This window comes from Nonomuraea rhodomycinica (genome assembly GCF_013363995.1).
GTDB lineage: Bacteria > Actinomycetota > Actinomycetes > Streptosporangiales > Streptosporangiaceae > Nonomuraea > Nonomuraea rhodomycinica.
This window is the reverse complement of sequence record NZ_JABWGO010000007.1, coordinates 253268-272197: the sequence shown is the minus strand read 5'-3', so window position 1 is coordinate 272197 and position 18930 is coordinate 253268. Positions and strand designations below refer to the sequence as shown.

At 72.1% G+C, this 18930-nt stretch carries 13 protein-coding genes and 1 pseudogene; 3 read left to right on the top strand and 11 right to left on the bottom strand.

Features of this window, described 5'->3' with window-relative positions; translation table 11 throughout:
• Positions 1 to 3: 3 nt before the first annotated feature.
• The 6 genes and pseudogenes from HT134_RS27415 to HT134_RS27390 all read right to left on the bottom strand — a co-directional run bounded on the left by HT134_RS27415 (position 4) and on the right by HT134_RS27390 (position 8656).
• Entirely contained in the window at positions 4 to 2853 is a 2850-nt protein-coding gene (locus tag HT134_RS27415) for a helix-turn-helix transcriptional regulator (protein ID WP_175603332.1), read from the bottom strand.
• Positions 2854 to 3174: 321 nt separating this feature from the next.
• Positions 3175 to 3564, bottom strand: a pseudogene (locus HT134_RS46020) (RrF2 family transcriptional regulator); the annotation flags it as partial.
• A 5-nt stretch (positions 3565 to 3569) separates the two neighbouring features.
• Positions 3570 to 4430 (bottom strand): ABC transporter permease, encoded by an 861-nt coding sequence (locus tag HT134_RS27405; RefSeq protein WP_175603330.1) that lies wholly within the window; start codon positions 4428 to 4430, stop codon positions 3570 to 3572.
• A 53-nt stretch (positions 4431 to 4483) separates the two neighbouring features.
• Positions 4484 to 5317 (bottom strand): ABC transporter ATP-binding protein, encoded by an 834-nt coding sequence (locus HT134_RS27400; protein ID WP_175603329.1) that lies wholly within the window; start codon positions 5315 to 5317, stop codon positions 4484 to 4486.
• Between the two features lie 55 nt (positions 5318 to 5372).
• Positions 5373 to 6431, bottom strand: coding sequence for an ABC transporter substrate-binding protein (locus HT134_RS27395; protein ID WP_175603328.1), 1059 nt, complete (start codon positions 6429 to 6431; stop codon positions 5373 to 5375).
• 98 nt (positions 6432 to 6529) lie between these two features.
• A complete protein-coding gene (locus HT134_RS27390) occupies positions 6530 to 8656 on the bottom strand; it encodes a SpoIIE family protein phosphatase (protein WP_175603327.1) in 2127 nt (708 codons plus the stop codon).
• Positions 8657 to 8811: 155 nt separating this feature from the next.
• Here HT134_RS27390 and HT134_RS27385 point away from each other — a divergent pair, with 155 nt between their 5' ends.
• Positions 8812 to 9594 (top strand): CPBP family intramembrane glutamic endopeptidase, encoded by a 783-nt coding sequence (locus tag HT134_RS27385; protein WP_175603326.1) that lies wholly within the window; start codon positions 8812 to 8814, stop codon positions 9592 to 9594.
• Positions 9595 to 9668: 74 nt separating this feature from the next.
• Here the strand turns inward: HT134_RS27385 and HT134_RS27380 are convergent, their stop codons facing one another.
• From HT134_RS27380 to HT134_RS27370, 3 genes are read right to left on the bottom strand one after another with little or no spacing between them, the layout of a single operon-like run.
• The gene (locus HT134_RS27380; RefSeq protein WP_217708406.1) at positions 9669 to 10712 is read right to left on the bottom strand and encodes a hypothetical protein; all 1044 of its coding nucleotides are present in this window, start codon (positions 10710 to 10712) and stop codon (positions 9669 to 9671) included.
• A gap of 26 nt (positions 10713 to 10738) precedes the next feature.
• Complete coding sequence (locus HT134_RS27375; protein ID WP_246365523.1) at positions 10739 to 13996, bottom strand: discoidin domain-containing protein; 3258 nt, start codon at positions 13994 to 13996, stop codon at positions 10739 to 10741.
• Between the two features lie 11 nt (positions 13997 to 14007).
• Complete coding sequence (locus HT134_RS27370) at positions 14008 to 15417, bottom strand: glycoside hydrolase family 43 protein (RefSeq protein WP_175603325.1); 1410 nt, start codon at positions 15415 to 15417, stop codon at positions 14008 to 14010.
• Between the two features lie 465 nt (positions 15418 to 15882).
• Between HT134_RS27370 and HT134_RS27365 the strand changes: the two genes are divergently transcribed.
• Complete coding sequence (locus tag HT134_RS27365; protein ID WP_175603324.1) at positions 15883 to 16806, top strand: aminoglycoside phosphotransferase family protein; 924 nt, start codon at positions 15883 to 15885, stop codon at positions 16804 to 16806.
• Between the two features lie 25 nt (positions 16807 to 16831).
• On the opposite strand, the gene HT134_RS27360 is transcribed toward HT134_RS27365, so the two are convergent.
• Positions 16832 to 17740: an LLM class flavin-dependent oxidoreductase gene (locus HT134_RS27360; protein ID WP_175603323.1), complete on the bottom strand. Its 909-nt coding sequence runs from the start codon at positions 17738 to 17740 to the stop codon at positions 16832 to 16834.
• Positions 17741 to 17826: 86 nt separating this feature from the next.
• Complete coding sequence (locus tag HT134_RS27355; RefSeq protein ID WP_175603322.1) at positions 17827 to 18309, bottom strand: ArsI/CadI family heavy metal resistance metalloenzyme; 483 nt, start codon at positions 18307 to 18309, stop codon at positions 17827 to 17829.
• An 89-nt stretch (positions 18310 to 18398) separates the two neighbouring features.
• Between HT134_RS27355 and HT134_RS27350 the strand changes: the two genes are divergently transcribed.
• Positions 18399 to 18782 carry an ArsR/SmtB family transcription factor gene (locus HT134_RS27350; RefSeq protein WP_217708405.1) on the top strand — a complete coding sequence of 128 codons (384 nt, stop codon included), beginning with the start codon at positions 18399 to 18401 and terminating at the stop codon, positions 18780 to 18782.
• Positions 18783 to 18930: the final 148 nt, after the last annotated feature.

Here is an 18930-nt window from a genome sequence, read left to right as displayed (position 1 = left end):
TACTCACAGCCCCGGACCGACGGCAAGGTCCTTGAGCTCGCCGCGGGAGGCGACGCCGAGCTTGGGATACGCCTTGTAGAGGTGGTAGCCGACCGTGCGGTGGCTGAGGAACAGCTGCGCCGCGATGTCCCGGTTGGACAGGCCCTGCGCGGCGAGCCGGACGATCTGCAGCTCCTGCGGGGTGAGCGTCGCCGCCGCTCCCTCACCGGCGCGCGCCCCCTGGTCCTGGGCGCCGGTCGCGGTGAGCTCGCCGCGGGCCCGTTCCGCCCACGGCGCCATGCCGAGCCGGTCGAAGACCTCCAGCGCGCCATTCAGCAGGCCGCGCGCCTCCGCCTTGCGGCGCGCCCGGCGCAGCCACTCGCCGTACAGCAGCGCCGTCCTGGCGTACTCGACCGGGCGGCTGTCCTGGTCGTGGAGCTTGAGTGCCGCCGCGTACGACTGCTCGGCCCGCTCGTCGGCGCCCAGCAGGCCCCGGCAGCGCAGGACGAGCGCGTCGGCCCAGGGCTGCCGGACCGACTCCGCCCACCGTTCGAAGCGGGCCAGCGGCTCGGCCGCGCGTTCCGGCGCCCCGACCCGTACGGCCGACTCCACCAGGTCGGGGGTGGAACGGGTGGCGCAGATGTGGTGGCGCATCGGTTCGCGGGCCAGGCGCTCGAAGCGCGAGAGGGCGGCTTCGGCGCGCCCCAGGCCCAGGTCCAGCAGGCCGAGGGCCCAGTACGCCCAGGGAGCCCCCGGAGAGATCGCTCCGGCGGCCCCTCCGGCCAGGCCGGCCTCGGCGTGCCGCCCGCAGGCGTCCTCCTCGCCCCTGGCCGCGTCGAGGTAGGCCAGCACGCTGCTGAACTGGCTGACCCACTGCTGCTGCCCGGTGTCGCGGGCGAGGCCGAGCGCCTCGGTCGCCGTGGTCAGCGCGTCCAGGTGGCGGCCGGTGAACACCTCGCCCTCGGCCGCGAAGAACAGCACCGTGGGCAGCCGTCCGGCCCTGCCCCGTGCCCGGTGTCCGGCCGCGAGCGTGTTCGCCAGCAGGTAGGCGTCGGCGTCCTGGCCCCGGGCCAGTGCCGCGCCGCACAGGATCATCAGGGCCTGGTCGGGCGCCTCGCCGCGACGGCGCACCGTGTCGAGCGTCTCGCCCAGCAGCGGAGGCTGCTCTGTCCCGCCGGTGTGCAGCAGGTGCACGAGGAAGCGGGCGATCGGCGCCAGAGGGTCGGTGTCGGCGAGCGGCAGCGCCGACAGCCGCTCCAGGGTCGCCGCGAGCTGCCGTTCTCCGAGGTACCAGGCGGTGTGCAGGGCCTGGATCAGCATCTGCGCGGCCTGGGCGGGGTCTGCGCCGCCGATGCGCTCGGCGGGGTCTTTGCCTCCGATGCGCTCGGCGGGGTCGGCGCCTCCGAGGCGCTCGGCCGAATCGGCACCGACGACGAGCCCGGCCGGGTCGGCGCCGCTGATGAGCGCGGCGCCGTCGAGCAGCCGCTGATGGGCGACCGGATAGGAGCCCTTCCAGAAGTCGGCGAGGGCCTGGACCTGGGCCAGCCTCGCGCGCACGGCCGGAAGGCCGCCGGCCCCTGCGTCCGCGCGGCGCGCCAGGTCGCCGGCCCGCTCCAGGTCGCCGGTCTCCAGGGCGGCCTCGGCGGCCATGGCCTCCCGGCGGGCCCTCGCCCCGGGGTCGGCGCTCAGGCGGGCCGCGCGTTCGCAGGCCGCCGCCGCGGCCTCGTAGCCGCTGCGTTCGCGGGCGCGGGCCGCGGCGTGTTCGAGGGCGTTGGCGGCCTCCTCGTCGGGGCCGGTGGCCGCGGCCGCCAGGTGCCAGGCCCGGCGGTCGGCGTGCTCGGGGCCGTCGAGAGCCGCGGCCAGCGCGCGGTGGACCGCCAGGCGGTGGGCGAGCGGCGCGCGCTGGTAGACGGCGGCGCGGATCAGCGGGTGGCGGAAGCGGAGAGCGTCGTCGGGGCCGCCGCGGACGACGAGCCCCGCCCGCTCGGCCGGCAGCAGGTCCTCGACGCCCGCCCCCAGGGTCGCGGCGGCCCGCAGGATCGCGGCCAGGTCGCCGGCGTCGTCGGCCGCGGCGACCAGCAGCAGCGTCTGGGACGCCTCCGGAATCCGGCTGACCTGGCCGTGGAAGGTCAGCTGCAGCCGGCTGGTCATGGGCAGCGCCCCAGGGGCGAACGCGGCGGCCGGTTCGGCGCCCAGCGCGACGGGCAGCTCCAGCAGGGCCAGCGGGTTGCCCCGCGCCTCGGCCAGCAGCCGGAAGCGCAGCGCGGGCGGCAGCGGGTGACGGTCCAGCAGCGCCGCGGCCGCCTCCGGGCGCAGCCCGGGCAGGCGCAGCTCCGGAAGGCCGGGCGCCGGGAAGGAGCCCTCGCCGTCACGCGCGGCGAAGAGCATGACCACCCCCTCGGCCCGCAGCCGCCGGGCGGCGAACAGCAGCGCGTCCCGGGACGCCCGGTCGAGCCATTGCGCGTCGTCGACCACGCACAGCAGCCCGTCCTCGTTCGCGTACTCGGTGAGGAGCGACAGCGTCGCGAGCCCGACGAGCATCGGGTCGGCGCCGGACCCCGAGCCGAGCCCGAAGGCCGACTCCAGCGCCGCACGCTGCGGAGCGGGCAGCGCCGGAAGGCACCCGAGCGCCGGACGCAGCACCATCTCCAGCCCCGCGAACGGCAACTCCGCCTCGGACTCGACCCCCGTGCCCCGAAGCAGCCGCAGATCGCCGGCCGCCGCGACCGCGTGGTCGAGCAACGCGGTCTTGCCTATGCCGGGCTCGCCGCGCAGCACGAGCAGGGCGCTCTCGCCGCGGCGGGCTCCGGCCAGCGAGGCCGCGATCGCTCCCGCCTCCGCTTCTCTCCCACACAGCTCCACCAGCCCGGACATGCGCCAATCCTGGCACCCTCCGCGGCGGAGGCCGCCGCCGGGACCGTCCCTGCCTCAGCCGGGCCGGGTGGCGAGCCGGGCTGCGGCCCCGTCCGGCGCGGGCGACGGGTCGTGAGAAGACGACCGTTGGTGAGGAGACGACCGTTCGTGAGGAGACGACCGGTCGTGAGGAGACGACCGGTCGTGAGGAGACGACCGGTCCTCCCGGGACGACCTGTCATCCCCGGAGGACCCCTCCTCCCCCGACGTCTCGTCCGGCGGGGACGGCAGGGACGGCGGAGAGGGCGTCGGGAGGGGCGGGCGGGGGTGGTCGTGGGGCGGTGGGAGGGCGCCCTCGGCCACGTGGGCGAGAGTGATCTCCGACAGCAGCGTCTCCTCGTGGTCCCGTAACGCGCTCCACACGTCCGCCAGGGGCCGCGCCACCCCCGGGTACCCGCCGTGGTCACCCCCTTCCGGCACGCCCTCCACCACCGTGATGATGTCGGCCAGGCTGATCTGCTCCTTCGGGTGGGCGAGCCAGTAGCCGCCGTCGGGGCCGCGCTGGCTGTGCAGGAGGCCGGCGCGGCGCAACTGGAGCAGGATGTTGTCGAGGAACTTGCGGGGAATGCCCTGGGCCGCCGCGATGCGCTCGGCGGGCACCGGCCCGGGCGGGGCGGCGGCCAGCTCGGCGGCGGCTCTCAGGGCGTACTGGGTCCGGGCGGAGATCCGCATGTCGTTCAGGCGGTCACCTGGTGCAGGCCCCAGCGGCGGCGCAGGGCGTTGTCGGCCAGCCCGAACAGCCGGTCCACGAGGATGCCGACGACGAGGATCACGATCATGGTGGCGAGCAGGCCGGGCGAGTCGGCCAGCTCGCGCGCGAAGTGGAGCTGCTCGCCGAGCGACGGCCGGTTGGCGATGATGACGAGCAGTTCGCCGGCCATCAGGGAGCGCCAGGCGAACGCCCAGCCCTGCTTGAGCCCGGCCAGGAACGACGGCAGCGAGGCCGGCAGGATGACGTGCCGGTACAGCGTGAGCCGCCGGAAGCCCAGCATGTGCCCGGCCCGCAGCAGGATGGGCGGGGTGTAGTCGACGCCGGCGATCAGGCCGTTGGCGACGGACGGCGCGGCCCCGAGCACCACCACGAACAGGATCGCGCTCTCGCTCAGCCCGAACAGCAGGATCGCGAGCGGGAACCAGGCGATGGACGGCATCGTCTGGAGCCCGGTGATGAGCGAGCCGACGGCGCGGCGCAGCGGCCGGATGCGCGACACCAGCGCGCCGACGACCAGCCCGACGGCGATCGCGAGGGCGAACCCGGCGACGGCGCGGCGCATGGTGACCGTCAGGGCCTGGTAGAACTCGGCCTCGCCGAGGCGGTGGCCGAGCTCGGTGAGCGTGGTCACGGGCCCGGCGAAGACGTACTCGGGCCACCACCCGGCGAGCACCACGAGCTCCCAGGCGGCGAGCACGAGGACGACGGCCAGGACGACGGGCCACGTGCCGGCCCAGACGCGGGTGAGCAGGCCGGCGCGGCGGGCGGGCGCCAGCTCCAGGGCGTCGAGCCCGGCGATCTGCCGGGCGTGCGTGTCAGCGGCCATCGGAGGCGACCTCCAGTGCGAGGGGCGGGGCCGGGGTTGCGGCGGCCGGCGGGTCAGCGGCCATCGGCGGTCGCCTCCCGGGGGACGCGGTTCGGCGCGGCGCCGTGGCGCATGACCTCTTCGCGCAGGCGCCGGGTGATCTCGCCGGCCTGCTCGGCGACCTCGGCCGAGTCGGTACGGCGGGGCCGCGGCAGCGTGACCGGGAAGTCCTCGACGACCCGGCCGGGGCGGCTGGACAGCAGCACGACCCGGTCGCCGAGCCGGACGGCCTCGCGGACGTTGTGGGTGACGAACAGGACGGCGAGGTCGCGCTCGCGCCAGACGCGCTCCAGCTCGTCGTGGAGCAGGTCGCGGGTCATCGCGTCGAGCGCGCCGAACGGCTCGTCCATGAGCAGCACGTCGGCGTCCTGGGCGAGCGCCCGGGCCAGCGAGACGCGCTGCCGCATGCCGCCCGACAGCTCGTGGGGTCGCTTGTGGCCGAACCCGCCGAGGTGGACGGTCTCCAGGTACTCCGCCGCCCTGGCGCGCCGCTCCCGCTTGCCGAGCCCCTTGGCCCGCAGCGCCATCTCGACGTTGGCCGAGACGGTCAGCCACGGGAACAGCGCGGGCTCCTGGAACATGAGCGCGATCCGCCGCCGGTCGACGTCGATGCGGCCCGCGGTGGGGGCGTCGAGCCCGGCGACCAGCGACAGCAGCGTGCTCTTGCCGCAGCCGGAGGCGCCGAGCAGGCAGACGAACTCGCCGGGCGCGACGTCGAGGGCGACGTTGTCCAGGGCCGGCAGGCTCGCCTTGCCCTGCCCGTACGTCTTGGAGACGGCCTGGAGACGGACGGCGGGCTGCTGCCCGTCGGTCCGCCCGCCGGCCTGCTCCGTCAGCGGAGCGGTCATGGCACCTCCGTCACTTGTCCGGGAGTCACTCGTCCGGGAGTCACTTGTCCGGGAGTCACTTGTCCGAGATGGCCGACTGGCCCTTGGCGGCCAGGACCTCGTTGAGGATCTTGAGGTCGTAGATGCCGTTCAGGTCGACCTCGTCCAGCAGGCCCACCTTGGTGGCGTGCTCGGCGCTGGTGACCAGCGACGAGGCGATCGGGTCGTCGGTGAACGTGATGTTCTTGAACGCGCTGTCGAGGACCTCGGGCTTGAGCGCCTTGCCGGTCAGCTTCTGCAGGGCGGCGTTGGCGGTCTGCGCCGACCCGGCCGGGTCGGACTTGATGAGGTCGTTGGCCTCGACGTGCGCCTCGATGAGCTTGCGGACCGTGTCGGGGTGCTCCTTGAGGAACTCCTGCCGGACGATCAGGTGGGTGATGACGAACTGCTTGTTCGGCCACAGGTCGCGCTCGTCGACGAGGACCTTGCCGCCGCTCTCCTTGATGAGGCGGCTGGCGAACGGCTCGGGCACCCAGGCGCCGTCGATGTCGCCGGTGGCGAACGTCTGGATGGTCTGGGAGTTCTCCTGCGGGACGATGTGGACGTCGCCGCCGCCCTTGGTGTCGGTCTTGAGGCCCTTCTCGGTCAGCCAGTAGCGCAGCGCGACGTCCTGGGTGTTGCCGAGCTGCGGGGTGGCGATCTTCTTGCCCTTGAGCTGCTCGGGCGTGGTGATGCCGGGCTTGACGACGAGGAACACGCCGCCGGAGGCCGCCCCCGCCACGATCTTGATGGCTTTGCCCTTGGACTTGGACCAGGCGTTGATGGCCGGGTTGGGGCCGACGTAGGTGGCGTCGACGGCGCCGGAGAAGACGGCCTCGATCGCGGCGGGGCCGGCGTTGAAGGTGCTGGTCTTGAGCGTGGTGCCGGCGCCGAGGTGCTTGGCGAACAGGCCCTTCTCGACGCCGACGAGGGCGGTGGCGTGGGTGATGTTCGGGAAGAACCCGAGCCGCACCTCGGCCGGTGCGGCGCCGGCCCCGGTGTCGCCGCCGCCGGACCCGCCGCAGGCCGCGGTCAAGGTCGTGAGTGCCAGAGCCGCCATGGCGGCCACCACCCCGCGAAGCCCGCGTGCGTTCATTGGTTCTCCCTATTCCCCACTTATTTAGTAGATATAACCTGTTTATAGGGGCATGGGAGCAGGGCGTCAAGCCGGGTGTTCCAGCTACTCGGGTGATCTCAGGGGTGCTTCAGCAGCAGCAGCGCGATGTCGTCCGTACGCTGCTGGACGTCGAGCGCGTGGTCGATGAGCGTCTGCGCGACGACGGCCAGCGGACGGCCGGCGCAGCGGGTGAGGCGGCGGCCCAGGGCCTCCATGCCCTCGCCGATGTCGATGCCCGGCGCCTCGATCAGCCCGTCGGTGTAGAGCGCCAGCATCGACCCGGGCGGCAGGGGCAGCTCCATCGTCGGGTAGTCGGCGTCCGGGTCCAGCCCGAGCAGCAGCCCCGCGGGCAGCTCCGCGATCCGCGCGGGCTCGCCGGGCGGCAGCAGCAGGGGCGGCAGGTGGCCGGCGCTGGCCAGGCACGCGACGTGCCGCTCCAGGTCCAGGTTGACGTACAGGCAGCTGGTGAACAGGTCGGGCGCGAGGTCGATGAGCAGCCGGTTGGTGTGGAAGAGGACCTCGCCGGGACTCGCGCCCGCGGTCGCGTGGGCGTGGATGGCGGTGCGCACCTGCCCCATGAGGGCGGCGGCGGTCATGTCGTGGCCCTGGACGTCGCCGATGACGGCGGCGGCCATGCTCTCGTCCAGCCTGATGAGGTCGTAGAAGTCGCCGCCGATGTCCATGCCGCGCGTGGCGGGCAGGTACCGCGCGGCCACGTCGAGCCCCGGCACGCTGGGCAGCGCGCTCGGCAGCAGGCTCGCCTGGAGGGCCTCGGCCAGGTGGTGCTTGACGTCGTAGAGCCGGGCACGCTCCAGGGCCTGGGCGACGAGCCCGGCCAGCGAGGTGAGCGTGGCCCGCTCGTCGGCGGTGAAGACGCGCGGGCGCTCGTACGCGAGGACGACGGTGCCGATGGGGCGGTCGGAGGCGATGAGCGGGAGCACCGCCCAGGCCGCCATGCCGGGCTGGGGCACCGCGTCGCGGTGCCGGCCGGCCATTTCCTCCCAACTACCGAAGAACTCGGCCTCGCCCGTGATCATGACGTGCTGGCTCGCGGTGTGCGCGGTGAGCGGCAGGCCGTCGAAGTGGTCGATGATCTCCGGCTCGTAGTTGCGGGAGCCGACCACCAGCATCCGGCCGTTCTCGGCGAGCAGGACGGCCATGCCCTGGGCCTCGCAGACCACCATGACCTGCTCGGCGACGAGGTCCACGACGTCCTGGACGGTGACGGCCCGGGTGAGGGTGGTCGCGAGGTGGACCAGGTTGTAGAGCGTGTCGGCCCGGATCGGCCTGATGAGGTGCCCGGTCTCCCCCGGCGCGTCCTGGCGGACCGGTCCGGGGACGGGGACGATCCGGACGCTGATGCCCGACGGGTCGGAGTGCAGCTCGAAGGCCAGCCGCTCGCCGCGCGGGTTGCAGGCGGTGAACGCGGTGATCTGGTTGCTGAGCGCGGCGGCCCGGTAGTTGTCCTCGAAGACCGGGTCCCGCAGCCACGGCAGCACTTCCCACGGCCGGGCCCCGACCAGCTCGGACAGCTTGCCGCCGAGCAGGTCGGCCGCCGTCTGCGTCATGAACGTGACGCGGCCGTCCATGTCGAGAGCGCAGCCGCCCTCGGGCAGCCGGTTGACGTAGTCGAGCGCGGCCCGCGCCTCCTCGGGATCGGCCTCGACGCTCCGGCCGACGGTGAGGAGCCGGGGCCGTTCGCCGGGCACGACCGGGTACCCGCTCTCGGCCGCCCGCCGCAGCAGGACCGCCATCCGGCGGCAGTCGAGCTCGATGACGTCCCGCTCCTGCCGGCTGAGCTCGGGGGCGTGCGGCGCGGGCCACAACAGGACGAGCACGCCCCAGTCGTGCTCGTCGGTGCGGATCGGCGCGGCGACCGTCGAGAAGGGATACGGCAGGGTGAGGGCTGCGTCGGGGTAGTGCCGCGCCATCTCCTCCTGACCGGGCACCCACACCAGGCGCCTCTCACGCACCGCGGCCGGGCCGGGGACCCGGCTGTCCAGGCGGAGCCTGGACCACTGGCTGGCGATGGGCGTGGGGAGCCCGATCGTCGACTCCATGCGCAGGGTGTCGCCCTCGGGCGCGAGGAGGTAGAGGGCGCCCATGTGCGCCCCGGTGCCGCCCACCGCATGGGCCAGCAGCTCGTCCAGGCCCGGGGCGTCGTCGCCCTCGGGGCCGAAGATGGTGGTGGCCTGGTCCTGCATGGGAGGCGCCTCACTCTCAGGGTGAGTCCTGTACCCGGAAGAACGCTACTACCCGAAAAATGCCTCTAAAGGACAATATGCCCGAGTTTCCGTGATCAGCGCCACCCTGGGGTCCCTTACCCGGGTCCGACGGACCGGGGGTTACCCTGCCGCCTATGCACACCCAGCCCGCCCCCACCGGTGTTCCCGTGCTGTCCCGGCGGCTCATCGGAGCCGAGCTCCTCGTGGTGTTCTCCGTGTCGCTCGGCGCCAGCGGCCTGGTCGCGCTCGTCCGGCTGGTGGGCGCGCTCACGGCCCCGAGCGGCCTCAGGAGCCAGCACGCCGTGCTCACCCCCACGCTCGCGCCCGGCCGCCCCTGGCTGGACCTGACGCTCCAGCTCGTGAACGTCGCCATCACGGTGGCGCCCGTCGCGCTGGTCGCCTACCTGCTGGTCCGCTCCGGCGAGTCGCTGCGCACGATCGGCGTGGACGGGCGGGAGCCGGGCCGCGACCTCGGCCGGGGCGCCGCCCTCGCGGCCGTGATCGGCGGCACGGGGCTGGCGTTCTACCTGGCCGTGTACGCGGCGGGGGTCAACCTCCAGGTCGTCGCCGGAGCACTGCCCGACGAGTGGTGGCGGGTGCCGGTGCTGGTGCTCGCCGCGGCGCAGAACGGCGTGCTGGAGGAGGTGCTGGTCGCCGGCTACCTGCTGCACCGGCTGGACCAGGCGGGGTGGAGCCCCTGGCGGGCGGTGGCGGTCTCGTCGCTGCTGCGCGGCTCGTACCACCTGTACCAGGGGTTCGGCGGGTTCGTCGGCAACGTCGTGATGGGGCTGGTGTTCGGCCGCCTCTACCAGCGGTGGGGCCGGGCGATGCCACTGGTCGTGGCGCACACGCTGATCGACGCCGTGGCCTTCGTGGGGTACGCGGTGCTCCACGGCAAGGTGAGCTGGCTGCCCTGACCCCTGGCTCCCCTGACCCCTGGCTGCCCCGACCCCGCCCGCGCCTGGATGAGGCGGGCGGGGCGGAGTGATCGTCAGTAGCCGTAGCGGCTCTTGAGGTGCCGCCACCAGTCACGCAGCATCCACGCGTCGAAGTCCGTGATGGACGTGGCGCTGCCCGCCTTCATCAGGAAGCAGCACTGCCCCGTGGGCGTCCAGTCGTAGAAGTCGTCCAGCCCGAACGAGTGCCCCATCTCGTGCAGCAGGATGTGGATGTTGTCGGCGTTGAGGTTGCCGATGAAGTACTCGCTGCCGATGCGCTGGCCCCAGTCGCCGCCCGCGCCGCCGCCGAAGCCGGCGGTGAGCCAGAGCGACATGTCGTAGTGGTGCGACGCGCCGCCCGGGCAGTCGGGGTAGGTGCCGCTCTGGTTGAAGAAGCGGCCGCACGGCTCGGCGCACTGGGGCGCGTTCTCGCGGATGTCGTTGACGTAGATGTCGACGGAGCTGTCGCTCCACTGGAGCTGCGCCCGGTCGCGCACGGCCCAGCCGACCACCTTCACCGGCACCGTGCTGTACGGCCAGCCGTTGTGCCCGGCCATCACGTCCATCCACTTCTTGAACTGGCGGGCCAGGGCGGCGTGGATCTGGTCGCGCTGGGCGGCCGTCACCGTGGCCGAGCTGTCCCACCGGACGCAGTAGTTGATGGAGCCGCGGTTGGCCATGACCTGGTCCCAGCCGTAGTTCCGGAAGCCGTACAGGTCGGGGTAGGTGCTCTCGACGTGCTGCCAGACCTCGTTGAGCGGGGTGACCAGGTTGGCCGGCGGGTTCCAGGCGCCGGGGGTGCCGCCGCCGTCGGCGAAGAAGTAGACCTCGGCGGCCCGCAGGGTCTGCGCTCCGCCCCAGGTCAGCTCGGCCCACTGGGCGCCGGTGTCGGGCCAGGTGCCCCAGCGGCGGTTGGCCGTGTCGTTGGAGCGGGGCGGGTCGATGCCGTCGTTGAGCGCGGCCACGCTCTCCCAGGGAGAGGTGTAGGACGCGCTCGGGGTGGCGGACGTGGCGAGGTTCGTCGCGGCGTACGCCGCCTGCGCCGGGACGAGGAATGCGCTGACGAGGAGCAGCGGTAAGAGGGCCAGGCGTCTCATCGGGCCTCCAGGGCGGGGGCAGGTGATCACGGGCCGAACGCCTTGACCTCGAGGAGGCCGACGGAGCTGGACCCGTTGCCGGTGAGCAGCACCCGCAGCCGGGTGGTGCTCGTGGCCGTGAACGTCACGGTGTTGTAGGCGTTCTTCGTCAGCGTGTACGCGCTCGCGCCGGGGACGTCCACGTACGCGCTGCCGTTCCAGTACTGCAGCTTCCACGACGCCGGCATGTCGATGCCCTCGTCGTCGTCGAAGAAGTACACCTGCGCCCGGCTCAGGTTCTGCGCCGACGACCACGTCAGGTCCACCCACTGCTGCCCGGTCTCCGGCCAGCAGCCCCAGCGGGGGTTGACGGTGTCGTTGGAGGACGGCGGGTCGATCCCGTCGTTGACCGCGTCGACGCTCTCCCAGGACGAGGTGTAGGAGGCCGTCGGGGTCGCCGAGGCCGCCAGGTTGCCCGCGGGCGGCTCCTGCGTGCCGCCCCGGTTGAACACCTTGATCTCGGTCAGGCCGGTCTTGGCGCCGGAGGCGTTGGTGGCCAGCACCCGCATCCGCTGGGCGTTGACCGCGCCGAACGTCACCACGTTGTAGTTGGCCCGCGGCGTCGCCGGGCTCTTGGCCTGGCTCGGCACGCTGACCCACGTGCTGCCGTTGTGGTACTGGACGTCGTACGCCGACGGCGCCCGGTAGGTCGCGCTGGCCGGGCGGCTGTCCTTGAAGTACAGGCGCACCTCGTTGAAGGTGCGGGCCGCGCCGAAGTTCAGCTCGTACCAGTCCTGGCTGTTGGGCGAGCCGCCCGCGCCCCAGAACGGCTCGTTGACCGGGTAGCCGTCCACGGCGCCCGCGACCGTGCTGCCCGAGCCGGTGTACGAGGCGCTCGCGGTGGCGCCCGTGGCCAGGTTGGTCAGGTTGGCCGTCAGGTCCACGCCCGCCTTGGCCAGCATGTCCACCATGCCGGCGCTCGTGTGCGTCACCTGCGTCGGCGCCTGGAGCCCCGAGACGGCCACGTGGTGGGTGACCGTGCCGCTCGTGGTCACGTCACCGGTGGCCGGGTCCCAGGTGAAGGGCACCAGCGAGCCGACCGTCGCGGCCCGGTTGCCGTTGACGTAGATCGAGTAGCCCTCGGGCACGCCCGGGTAGCGCACGACGCCGTCGGACGGGTCGTCCCAGACGATGGTCAGGTCGGCGTTGCGGTAGCGCAGGTTGTTGACGGTGAAGTGGGACCAGCCGATGTTGATCGGCGACAGCTCCACCTTGGCGTCGTTGCGCGGCCGCAGCCCCGCCACGTCCTCGATCACGGTCCAGTTGCCGCTGCCGAGGATGTTGTGGTGGATCCACGACCGGTAGGTGATCGCCGAGCCGTTCCAGTCGGCCCAGAACTCGTTCGCGTCGGGCCACTGGGTGTCGCCGTTGACGTACTGCGCCCAGGCGTTCCAGTAGAGCAGCTTCTTGTACCAGGTCGCGTCGATCCACGCGTTGGGGTAGTTGCGCAGCACCGAGGAGATCAGGCGGAACTGCACGGTCGAGTTGATCGTGGAGAAGTTGTTGCTGCCGGTGCCCGAGGCCGCCTTGTCGGCCTGGTTGGCGGTGTAGAAGGGGAAGATCGGGTACTGCGCCGGGTCGTCGAACAGGCGCAAAGCCTGCTTGTAGGTGGCGGTATTGGGGATCGCGCCGACCGCGAACGGATAGTAGTTGTTGATCTCCTTCCACGGCACCCACTCGTTGGTGGACTTCAGCCGGTGCTCGAACAGCTGCCGGTTCGGGTTCCACAGCACGTTGACGATGGCGTTCTGGATCTGCGTGGCCAGGGTCCGCATCTCGGTGGCCTTGGCGGTGTTGCCGACCGCCTCGTACGCCTGGGCGGCGGCCAGCGCGCCGCTGTACTGGTAGGCCGACTCGGCCCGGTCCATGTTGCCGCTCTTCCAGTGGAAGGAGACGGCGTCGGCGTCGTTGCCGGTGAGGGCGCCCCAGTCGTACTCGATGAGCTTGTTGTTGTCGTGGTCGTAGTAGGCGAGCTGGCCCTTGACGTCGCCCTCGGCGTAGCGGGCCAGGTTGCCCGCGATGGCGGGCTGGCCGCCGTGGATCTGGTAGCTGCGCCAGGCCGCCTCGGCGATGTACTGGGTGTAGCTGTTGGACCAGTTCTCCGGGTCGCCGGGGTTGTCGACGAAACGGCCGTTCTTCGACACCTGGCCGACGCTGAGCCAGTCGCCGTAGGCGTACTTCGGGTCGCGCAGGTACTTCAGGTCGTCGATGTGCATCGGCTGGGTCAGCACGATCGCGTTGTTGTAGCCCAGCACGCCCTCGGTCGAGGTGGGGAACTGGAAGGTCTGCCCGGGGATGTCGGCGTCGAGGTGGTTGAAGCGCATCAGCCACCAGCGGTAGTAGATGTTCTTCTTGATGGCCGGCTCCGGCACGTCGATGTAGGGCACGTTCTGCGCCCACCACCGGTTGTAGGCCCGCACGTGGGTGGCGAAGGCCGTGGCGCCCGAGTAGCCGGCGTACGCGTCGTACTCGGTGCGCGACTCGGGGATCTCGTTGGTGACGAAGCCCATGACGACCTTGGCGGTCACGGTGGCGCCGGCGGCGACGGTCACCGACCGGTTGAGCCCGCCGCCGGAGGCCGTGAACCCGTCGCCGGTGAGCCGCGGGTAGATCGTCGTGAGGTTGTTCCTGGCGTTGACCTGGCCGGTCAGCTCGCTGCCGCTGCCCGAGGTGGCGTACGGGGAGGTGGCGCGGAGCTGGAGCGTGGCCGGGCCCGACCCGCTGTTGGTGATGGACAGGTTGGTCACGGCGACGTTGTTCTCGGTGATGAACTTCGTCTGGTTGACCGTGATCGAGCCGCTGGTGTGCACGCTCTTCCAGTGGCTCGGCGCCTGCCAGCGGGAGTTGACCTGCTCGGTGAAGGTGCCGGGCGTGATGGCGATGGTGTAGGCGTTGTTGTCGCTGATGCTCTCCCAGTACGCGACCTGGCCCGCGAAGCCGAGCGTGCCCGGCGTGTGGGTCTTCATGAACAGGGCGCGCCCGCGCGACATCAGCCAGGTGCCGGCCGGGTCGTTGCCGGGCCGGGCGAGCAGCCGGTCCATCCAGAAGTCGGTGCCGGAGCTCTCCGCGTCGTAGATGGCCTGCATCATGTTGCCGGTCGTGTACGAGCCGGGCGCCGCCGGGATCGCCGGGCCGCCGAACGTGGGGTAGCCGATGGTCTGCGCCGCCTGCGCCGGGGCCCCGGCGACGACCATCCCGGCGACGAGCAGGAGGGCCACCACGGCCCGCCGCATGACGTGTCTCATCACAGGTCTCATCACAGGGCCATCCATTCGAGGACGCCGGTGGAGTAGCCGGACTTCGAGGTGATGCTCAGCCGCAGCCGCGTCGTCGAGACCGCGGGGAACGTCGTGACGTTGTAGGTGTTCGCAGCCGTCCCGCAGGCCGACTGGCCCGGCACGTCCACGTACGCGCTGCCGTTCCAGTACTGCACCTCGCAGGAGGCGGGCAGGTCGATCCCGAGATCGTCGTCGAACCAGTAGGTGGCCACCCGGCTGATCGACTGGGCGCTGTTCCAGCGGTACTCCAGCCACTCGGTGCCCTGGTGGTCCCAGTTGCCGTAGGCCCCGTGGCTGTGGTCGGCCGAGCTGGTGGGCACGTACCCGTCGTGGACGGCGGCGAGCGTCTCCCACGGCGAGACGTACGAGGTGGACGGCGTCGCGGTCAGCGCCAGGTTGGCGCCGGTCGGCGGCCCGCCGGGACCGCCGCCCGGTCCGGTCGTCTGGACGACCTTCTGCATGGTGCCGTCGGCGTTCCAGTAGAGCTTGTCGAGCGTCACCGAGCGCCGGAAGTCGCCGCCGCCCGGGCTGCTCGCGTTGTGGTAGACCATGTACCACTGGCCCTTGAACTCGATGATCGCCGGGTGGTTGGTCGTCGAGGTGACCTGGTCGAGCACCACGCCGCGGTGGGTCCACGGGCCGAGCGGGCTGCTCGCGGTGGCGTAGCGGATGCAGGCGTAGCCGGAGGCGGCGCAGCCGGAGTCGTTGGCCGCGTAGGCGAGGTAGTAGACGCCGTTGCGCTTGAACATCCAGGGGGCCTCCCAGAAGTTCGAGACGCCCTGCGGGGTGATGACGGAGCCGTCCAGGTTGATCATGTCGGGCTTGAGCTTGGCGGCGCGCAGGCCGTAGTAGGAGCCCCAGTAGATGTAGGACTGGCCGTCGTCGTCGGTGAAGACGGTCGGGTCGATGTTGAGCGGCGAGGAGTTGGGGGTGCTGTCGCTGATCAGCGGTCCGCCCTTGGCGTCGCGGAACGGGCCGAGCGGGCTGTCGCCGACGGCCACCCCGATGTCCATCCAGCCGGCGCCGTTGCCGTTGACCGGGACGTACCAGTAGTACTTGCCGTTCTTCGGCTCGACCTCGCCGGCCCACGCGTCGGCGCCGGCCCACGGGAAGTCTGCGATTTTCAGCTTGGCGCCCTGGTCGGTCCAGGTGGTCGCGTCCCCTGAGGTGAAGACGTGCCAGTCGCGCATGACGAAGTTGGTGCCTCCGACGGGGGCCTCGTCGTGGCCGGTGTAGAGGTACATGGTGTCGCCGACCACCAGGGCGGCCGGGTCCGCTGTGTAGAGGGCGGTGGTGATGGGGGCGGCGGCGGGAGCGGGTGCCGCGGACGCGACGACCAGCCCCAACGCGGCTAAGGCGCCGAGGACCGTGGTGCGTAGGCGGGTCATGCGGGACTCCTGGGGGGTGTTGACCTAGCTCTAGCTTGGTTAGCGCTAACATTTGTCGACGGCAGATGGTTGATCTTTCGACAATTGCCTTGATCAACGCGCCGGAGCGCGGCGCCCTGAGTGTTTGCGATATCAAAAGAGCCGTCAAGACCCAAAATGATCGCGCAGTTCACAGCCCCGGCTGGCGAGCGGTGAGGCGTTGGGCGGAAGCCGAAGGGCAAGGCCCCTCGCTGGGGGGCGCTTTGCGCCTTTCGAGTCGGGACAGCCTTCCCAGGGGCTCCCGCACCCCTTCGACCCCCGTTGACCGCCCATCTGGACAAGGGGACGAAAGCGCTGGACCATCCAGGAGTGATCGCTCCCGGTTAGAGTGGGGGCATGCTTTGACGCCTGCCCGGTACTCGGGCGCCTCCGTGACCTCCTTCGTTCCTCGCACTGATTGTCTGAGCTGACGAAGGAGAGTTCTCCGTGACCAAGTCGATCTCCATCGACGTTCCGGATGTGTTCGCCGCGTCCTATGGCGCGCACGGCGCCGAGGCGCGGGCATGGATCGGCGAGCTGCCCCGGCTGGGCGGCGAGGTCCTCGATCGCTGGGGGCTGCGGCCTGACGGCCGGCCCGCGTACGGCATGGCTTCGCTCGTCCTGCCGGTGCTCCGGTCCGACGGGACCCCCGCTGTCCTGAAGTTCCAGCAGGTCCGGGAGGAGACCGCCGGCACGGCCATCGGCCTGCGGGTGTGGGACGGCAACGGGATCGTCCGCCTGCTCGATCATGACGAGAGCAGCGGCACGCAGCTGCTGGAGCGGCTGGACGCGACCCGGCCCCTGTCCTCGGTCCCCGACGACACCACGGCCCTGCGGATCCTGGCCGAGCTGATGGCGCGGCTGACCTCGGCGCCCGCCCCGCCGGACGTCCGGCGGCTGGCCGACATCGCCGCCGCGATGCTGGACCAGGTCGAGCGGGCGGTGCCGGCGCTGCGCGACCCCGCCGAACAGCGGCTGGTGCGCACCTGCGCGGCCGTCGTGGCCGAACTGGTCGGCGAACCCGGCGACCGGCTGCTGCACTGGGACCTGCACTACGACAACGTCCTCGCCGGGGAGCGCGAACCCTGGCTGGCGATCGACCCCGAACCGCTGGCCGGCGACCCGGGCTTCGAGTTGCTGCCGGCGCTGGACAACCGGTGGGACGAGGTGGAGGCCACCGGTGATGTGCCCGGCACGGTGCTCCGGCGCTTCGACCTGCTGACCGAGGTCGTCGGCCTGGACCGGAAGCGGGCGACCGGCTGGACGTTCGGCCGCGTGCTGCAGAACGCCCTGTGGGACATCGAGGACGGCAAGGCGGCGCTGGAACCCGCCCAGGTCGCCATCGCCACGGCCCTGCTCCCCCGTTGGTGAGTGCCCGTCCGATGGTCGAGCCGCCTCACCTGAGCAGCAGCTCCCGTACCTGCGCCAGCAGATCGACCTGCGCCCGCCAGTCGCCCCCCGATATCCCGATGACCGCGTGACCCGCACCGGCCTCCCGGTAGGAGTGCAGCTTCTCGGCGGCCTCCTCGGGCCGGCCGGTGAGCGGGATGTCCATGACCTCGTCGAGCGGGCGGCCGTAGGCAGCGCTGATGCCGGCCGCGAGCTGCGCCCGGGACGGAACGCCGGGCCCGGTTCCCAGAGCGGCGGCGCCGCCGATCGCGATGACCGGAAGGGGCCGCCCATGTCCGGCGGCCAGCTCCGCCAGCCGAGCCCGTCCCTCGGCGACCTCCCGGGGCGGGATCAGGGAGGGGAACCACCCGTCGCCCAGCCGCGCGGCCCGCCGGATGGCCACCTCCGACGCGTTGCCGACCCACACGGGCGGCATCTCGGCGGCAGGGGCCAGCGTGACAGCCGGCTGCCCCGGCTCGTCCCGCAGGCGGGTCTCCTCGCCCGCGAGGAGCTCGGGCAGCAGTTCGAGCGCGGTGTCCGTACGGGTGCCGCGCCGCCGGTACGCCACCCCGGCGGCGGCCCACTGCCCCGGCCCGCCCCCGGAACCGACGCCCAGGACCAGCCGGTTGCCGGACACGTACTGCAGGGTCGCGATCTGCTTGGCCGCCCAGACCACGGGACGGATCGCCGGCACGAACACGCTGGTGCCGATCCTGATCGTCGAGGTGGCCGCGGCGGCGGTGGCCAGTGCGATCGACGCGTCCAGCGTCGCCCCGCCGACAGCCAGGTGATCACCGTGCCAGACGCCGTCCAGCCCCGCGTCCTCCGCGTGGCGGGCGGCCTCTCGCAGGCCGAGGCCGTTCTCCTGCTGCGTGCCGACCCCGGGCAGGATGACGCCGATCTCGAAGCTCTTCACGAACCCGACTCTGCAACCTCACGTCAGCTTGAGGTCAAGCCGGTGGTGCGGCGTCGGCGATCAGCGGGGGTTGGGAATGGCGCGGGTCAGCAGCAGCCGGCCCCGGACGCCGCCGGCGCGTTCTCTCCGTCGGCCCGCTCGGCGGTCGGGCCGCAGGCGCACGGTGCGGCGGGGCCGGGGGTGGCGGACCTGCCGAGGGTGTCGGCGTCGGCCTTGACCACATACACCTCCCAGGGTTCGGCGCCGGGGCCGCGCACCCACACCTTGTCCTGGAGGGCGTAGCAGCAGGACGTGTCGTTCTCGGCGAAGGTGACCAGACCCGCCTGCTCAAGGCGCTCGGCGGCGGCCGTGACGTCGTCGGTGGAGGCGACCTCGACACCGAGGTGATCCATGACGGCCTCCTGGCCCTGCTCGCCCTCCAGGAGCACGAGCTTGAGCGGAGGCTCGGCGATGGCGAAGTTGGCGTAGCCGGGACGGCGCTTGGCCGGCTCGACGCCGAACAGCTTGGCGTAGAAGGCGATCGAGCCTTCCAGGTCGCCGACGCGCAGGGCGAGTTGGACGCGGGACATGGTGATCCTCCATCGGAGAAGCCTTGTATCGACAGGTGTCGATACAAGAGAGGTTGCCACCGTGATTAGACGGCTGTCAACATAGATGCATGTCGAAACAGACGCTGCCGATGTTCCCCGCCGGCGAGGGGTGCTGCGCGCCGATGGCACGCGAACCGCTGGGCGAGGACGACGCGGCCGAGCTGGCGCGGATGTTCAAGGCGCTCTCCGACCCCGTCCGGCTGCGCCTGCTGTCCCTGATCGCCTCGCACGAGGGCGGGGAAGCGTGCGTGTGCGACCTCACCGGCCCGTTCGACGTCTCCCAGCCGACGATCTCCCACCATCTGAAGGTGCTGCGGGAAGCCGGGCTGGTCGGCTCCGAGCGGCGCGGGACATGGGTGTACTACTGGGCGGTCCCGGCGGCGTTGAACCGGCTGTCCGGCCTGCTCCAGGCCCCTGTTCGGGCATCGGTCCCGGCCCGCTCGGGCGCATGAACGGCCACCACCGGGGCTGTGGTCCGTGGCCGCCGAAGGCGCCTCGATCTTGCCTGGGTCCGGGGGACCGACGTTATGATGAGTCCATGCGTCTTTCGTCGTGTCTGAGCTGGTGGCGCTCCTCATAGGAGCGGCCGCCTCTCAGGCA

What these genes read in the sequence shown, in the direction of transcription:
- HT134_RS27415 (WP_175603332.1), bottom strand. Translation starts at nt 2,853, where the DNA reads ATGTCCGGGCTGGTGGAGCTGTGTGGGAGAGAAGCGGAGGCGGGAGCG.
- HT134_RS27405 (WP_175603330.1), bottom strand. Translation starts at nt 4,430, where the DNA reads ATGGCCGCTGACACGCACGCCCGGCAGATCGCCGGGCTCGACGCCCTG.
- HT134_RS27400 (WP_175603329.1), bottom strand. Translation starts at nt 5,317, where the DNA reads ATGACCGCTCCGCTGACGGAGCAGGCCGGCGGGCGGACCGACGGGCAG.
- HT134_RS27395 (WP_175603328.1), bottom strand. Translation starts at nt 6,431, where the DNA reads ATGAACGCACGCGGGCTTCGCGGGGTGGTGGCCGCCATGGCGGCTCTG.
- HT134_RS27390 (WP_175603327.1), bottom strand. Translation starts at nt 8,656, where the DNA reads ATGCAGGACCAGGCCACCACCATCTTCGGCCCCGAGGGCGACGACGCC.
- HT134_RS27385 (WP_175603326.1), top strand. Translation starts at nt 8,812, where the DNA reads ATGCACACCCAGCCCGCCCCCACCGGTGTTCCCGTGCTGTCCCGGCGG.
- HT134_RS27380 (WP_217708406.1), bottom strand. Translation starts at nt 10,712, where the DNA reads ATGAGACGCCTGGCCCTCTTACCGCTGCTCCTCGTCAGCGCATTCCTC.
- HT134_RS27375 (WP_246365523.1), bottom strand. Translation starts at nt 13,996, where the DNA reads ATGAGACACGTCATGCGGCGGGCCGTGGTGGCCCTCCTGCTCGTCGCC.
- HT134_RS27370 (WP_175603325.1), bottom strand. Translation starts at nt 15,417, where the DNA reads ATGACCCGCCTACGCACCACGGTCCTCGGCGCCTTAGCCGCGTTGGGG.
- HT134_RS27355 (WP_175603322.1), bottom strand. Translation starts at nt 18,309, where the DNA reads ATGTCCCGCGTCCAACTCGCCCTGCGCGTCGGCGACCTGGAAGGCTCG.
- HT134_RS27350 (WP_217708405.1), top strand. Translation starts at nt 18,399, where the DNA reads ATGTCGAAACAGACGCTGCCGATGTTCCCCGCCGGCGAGGGGTGCTGC.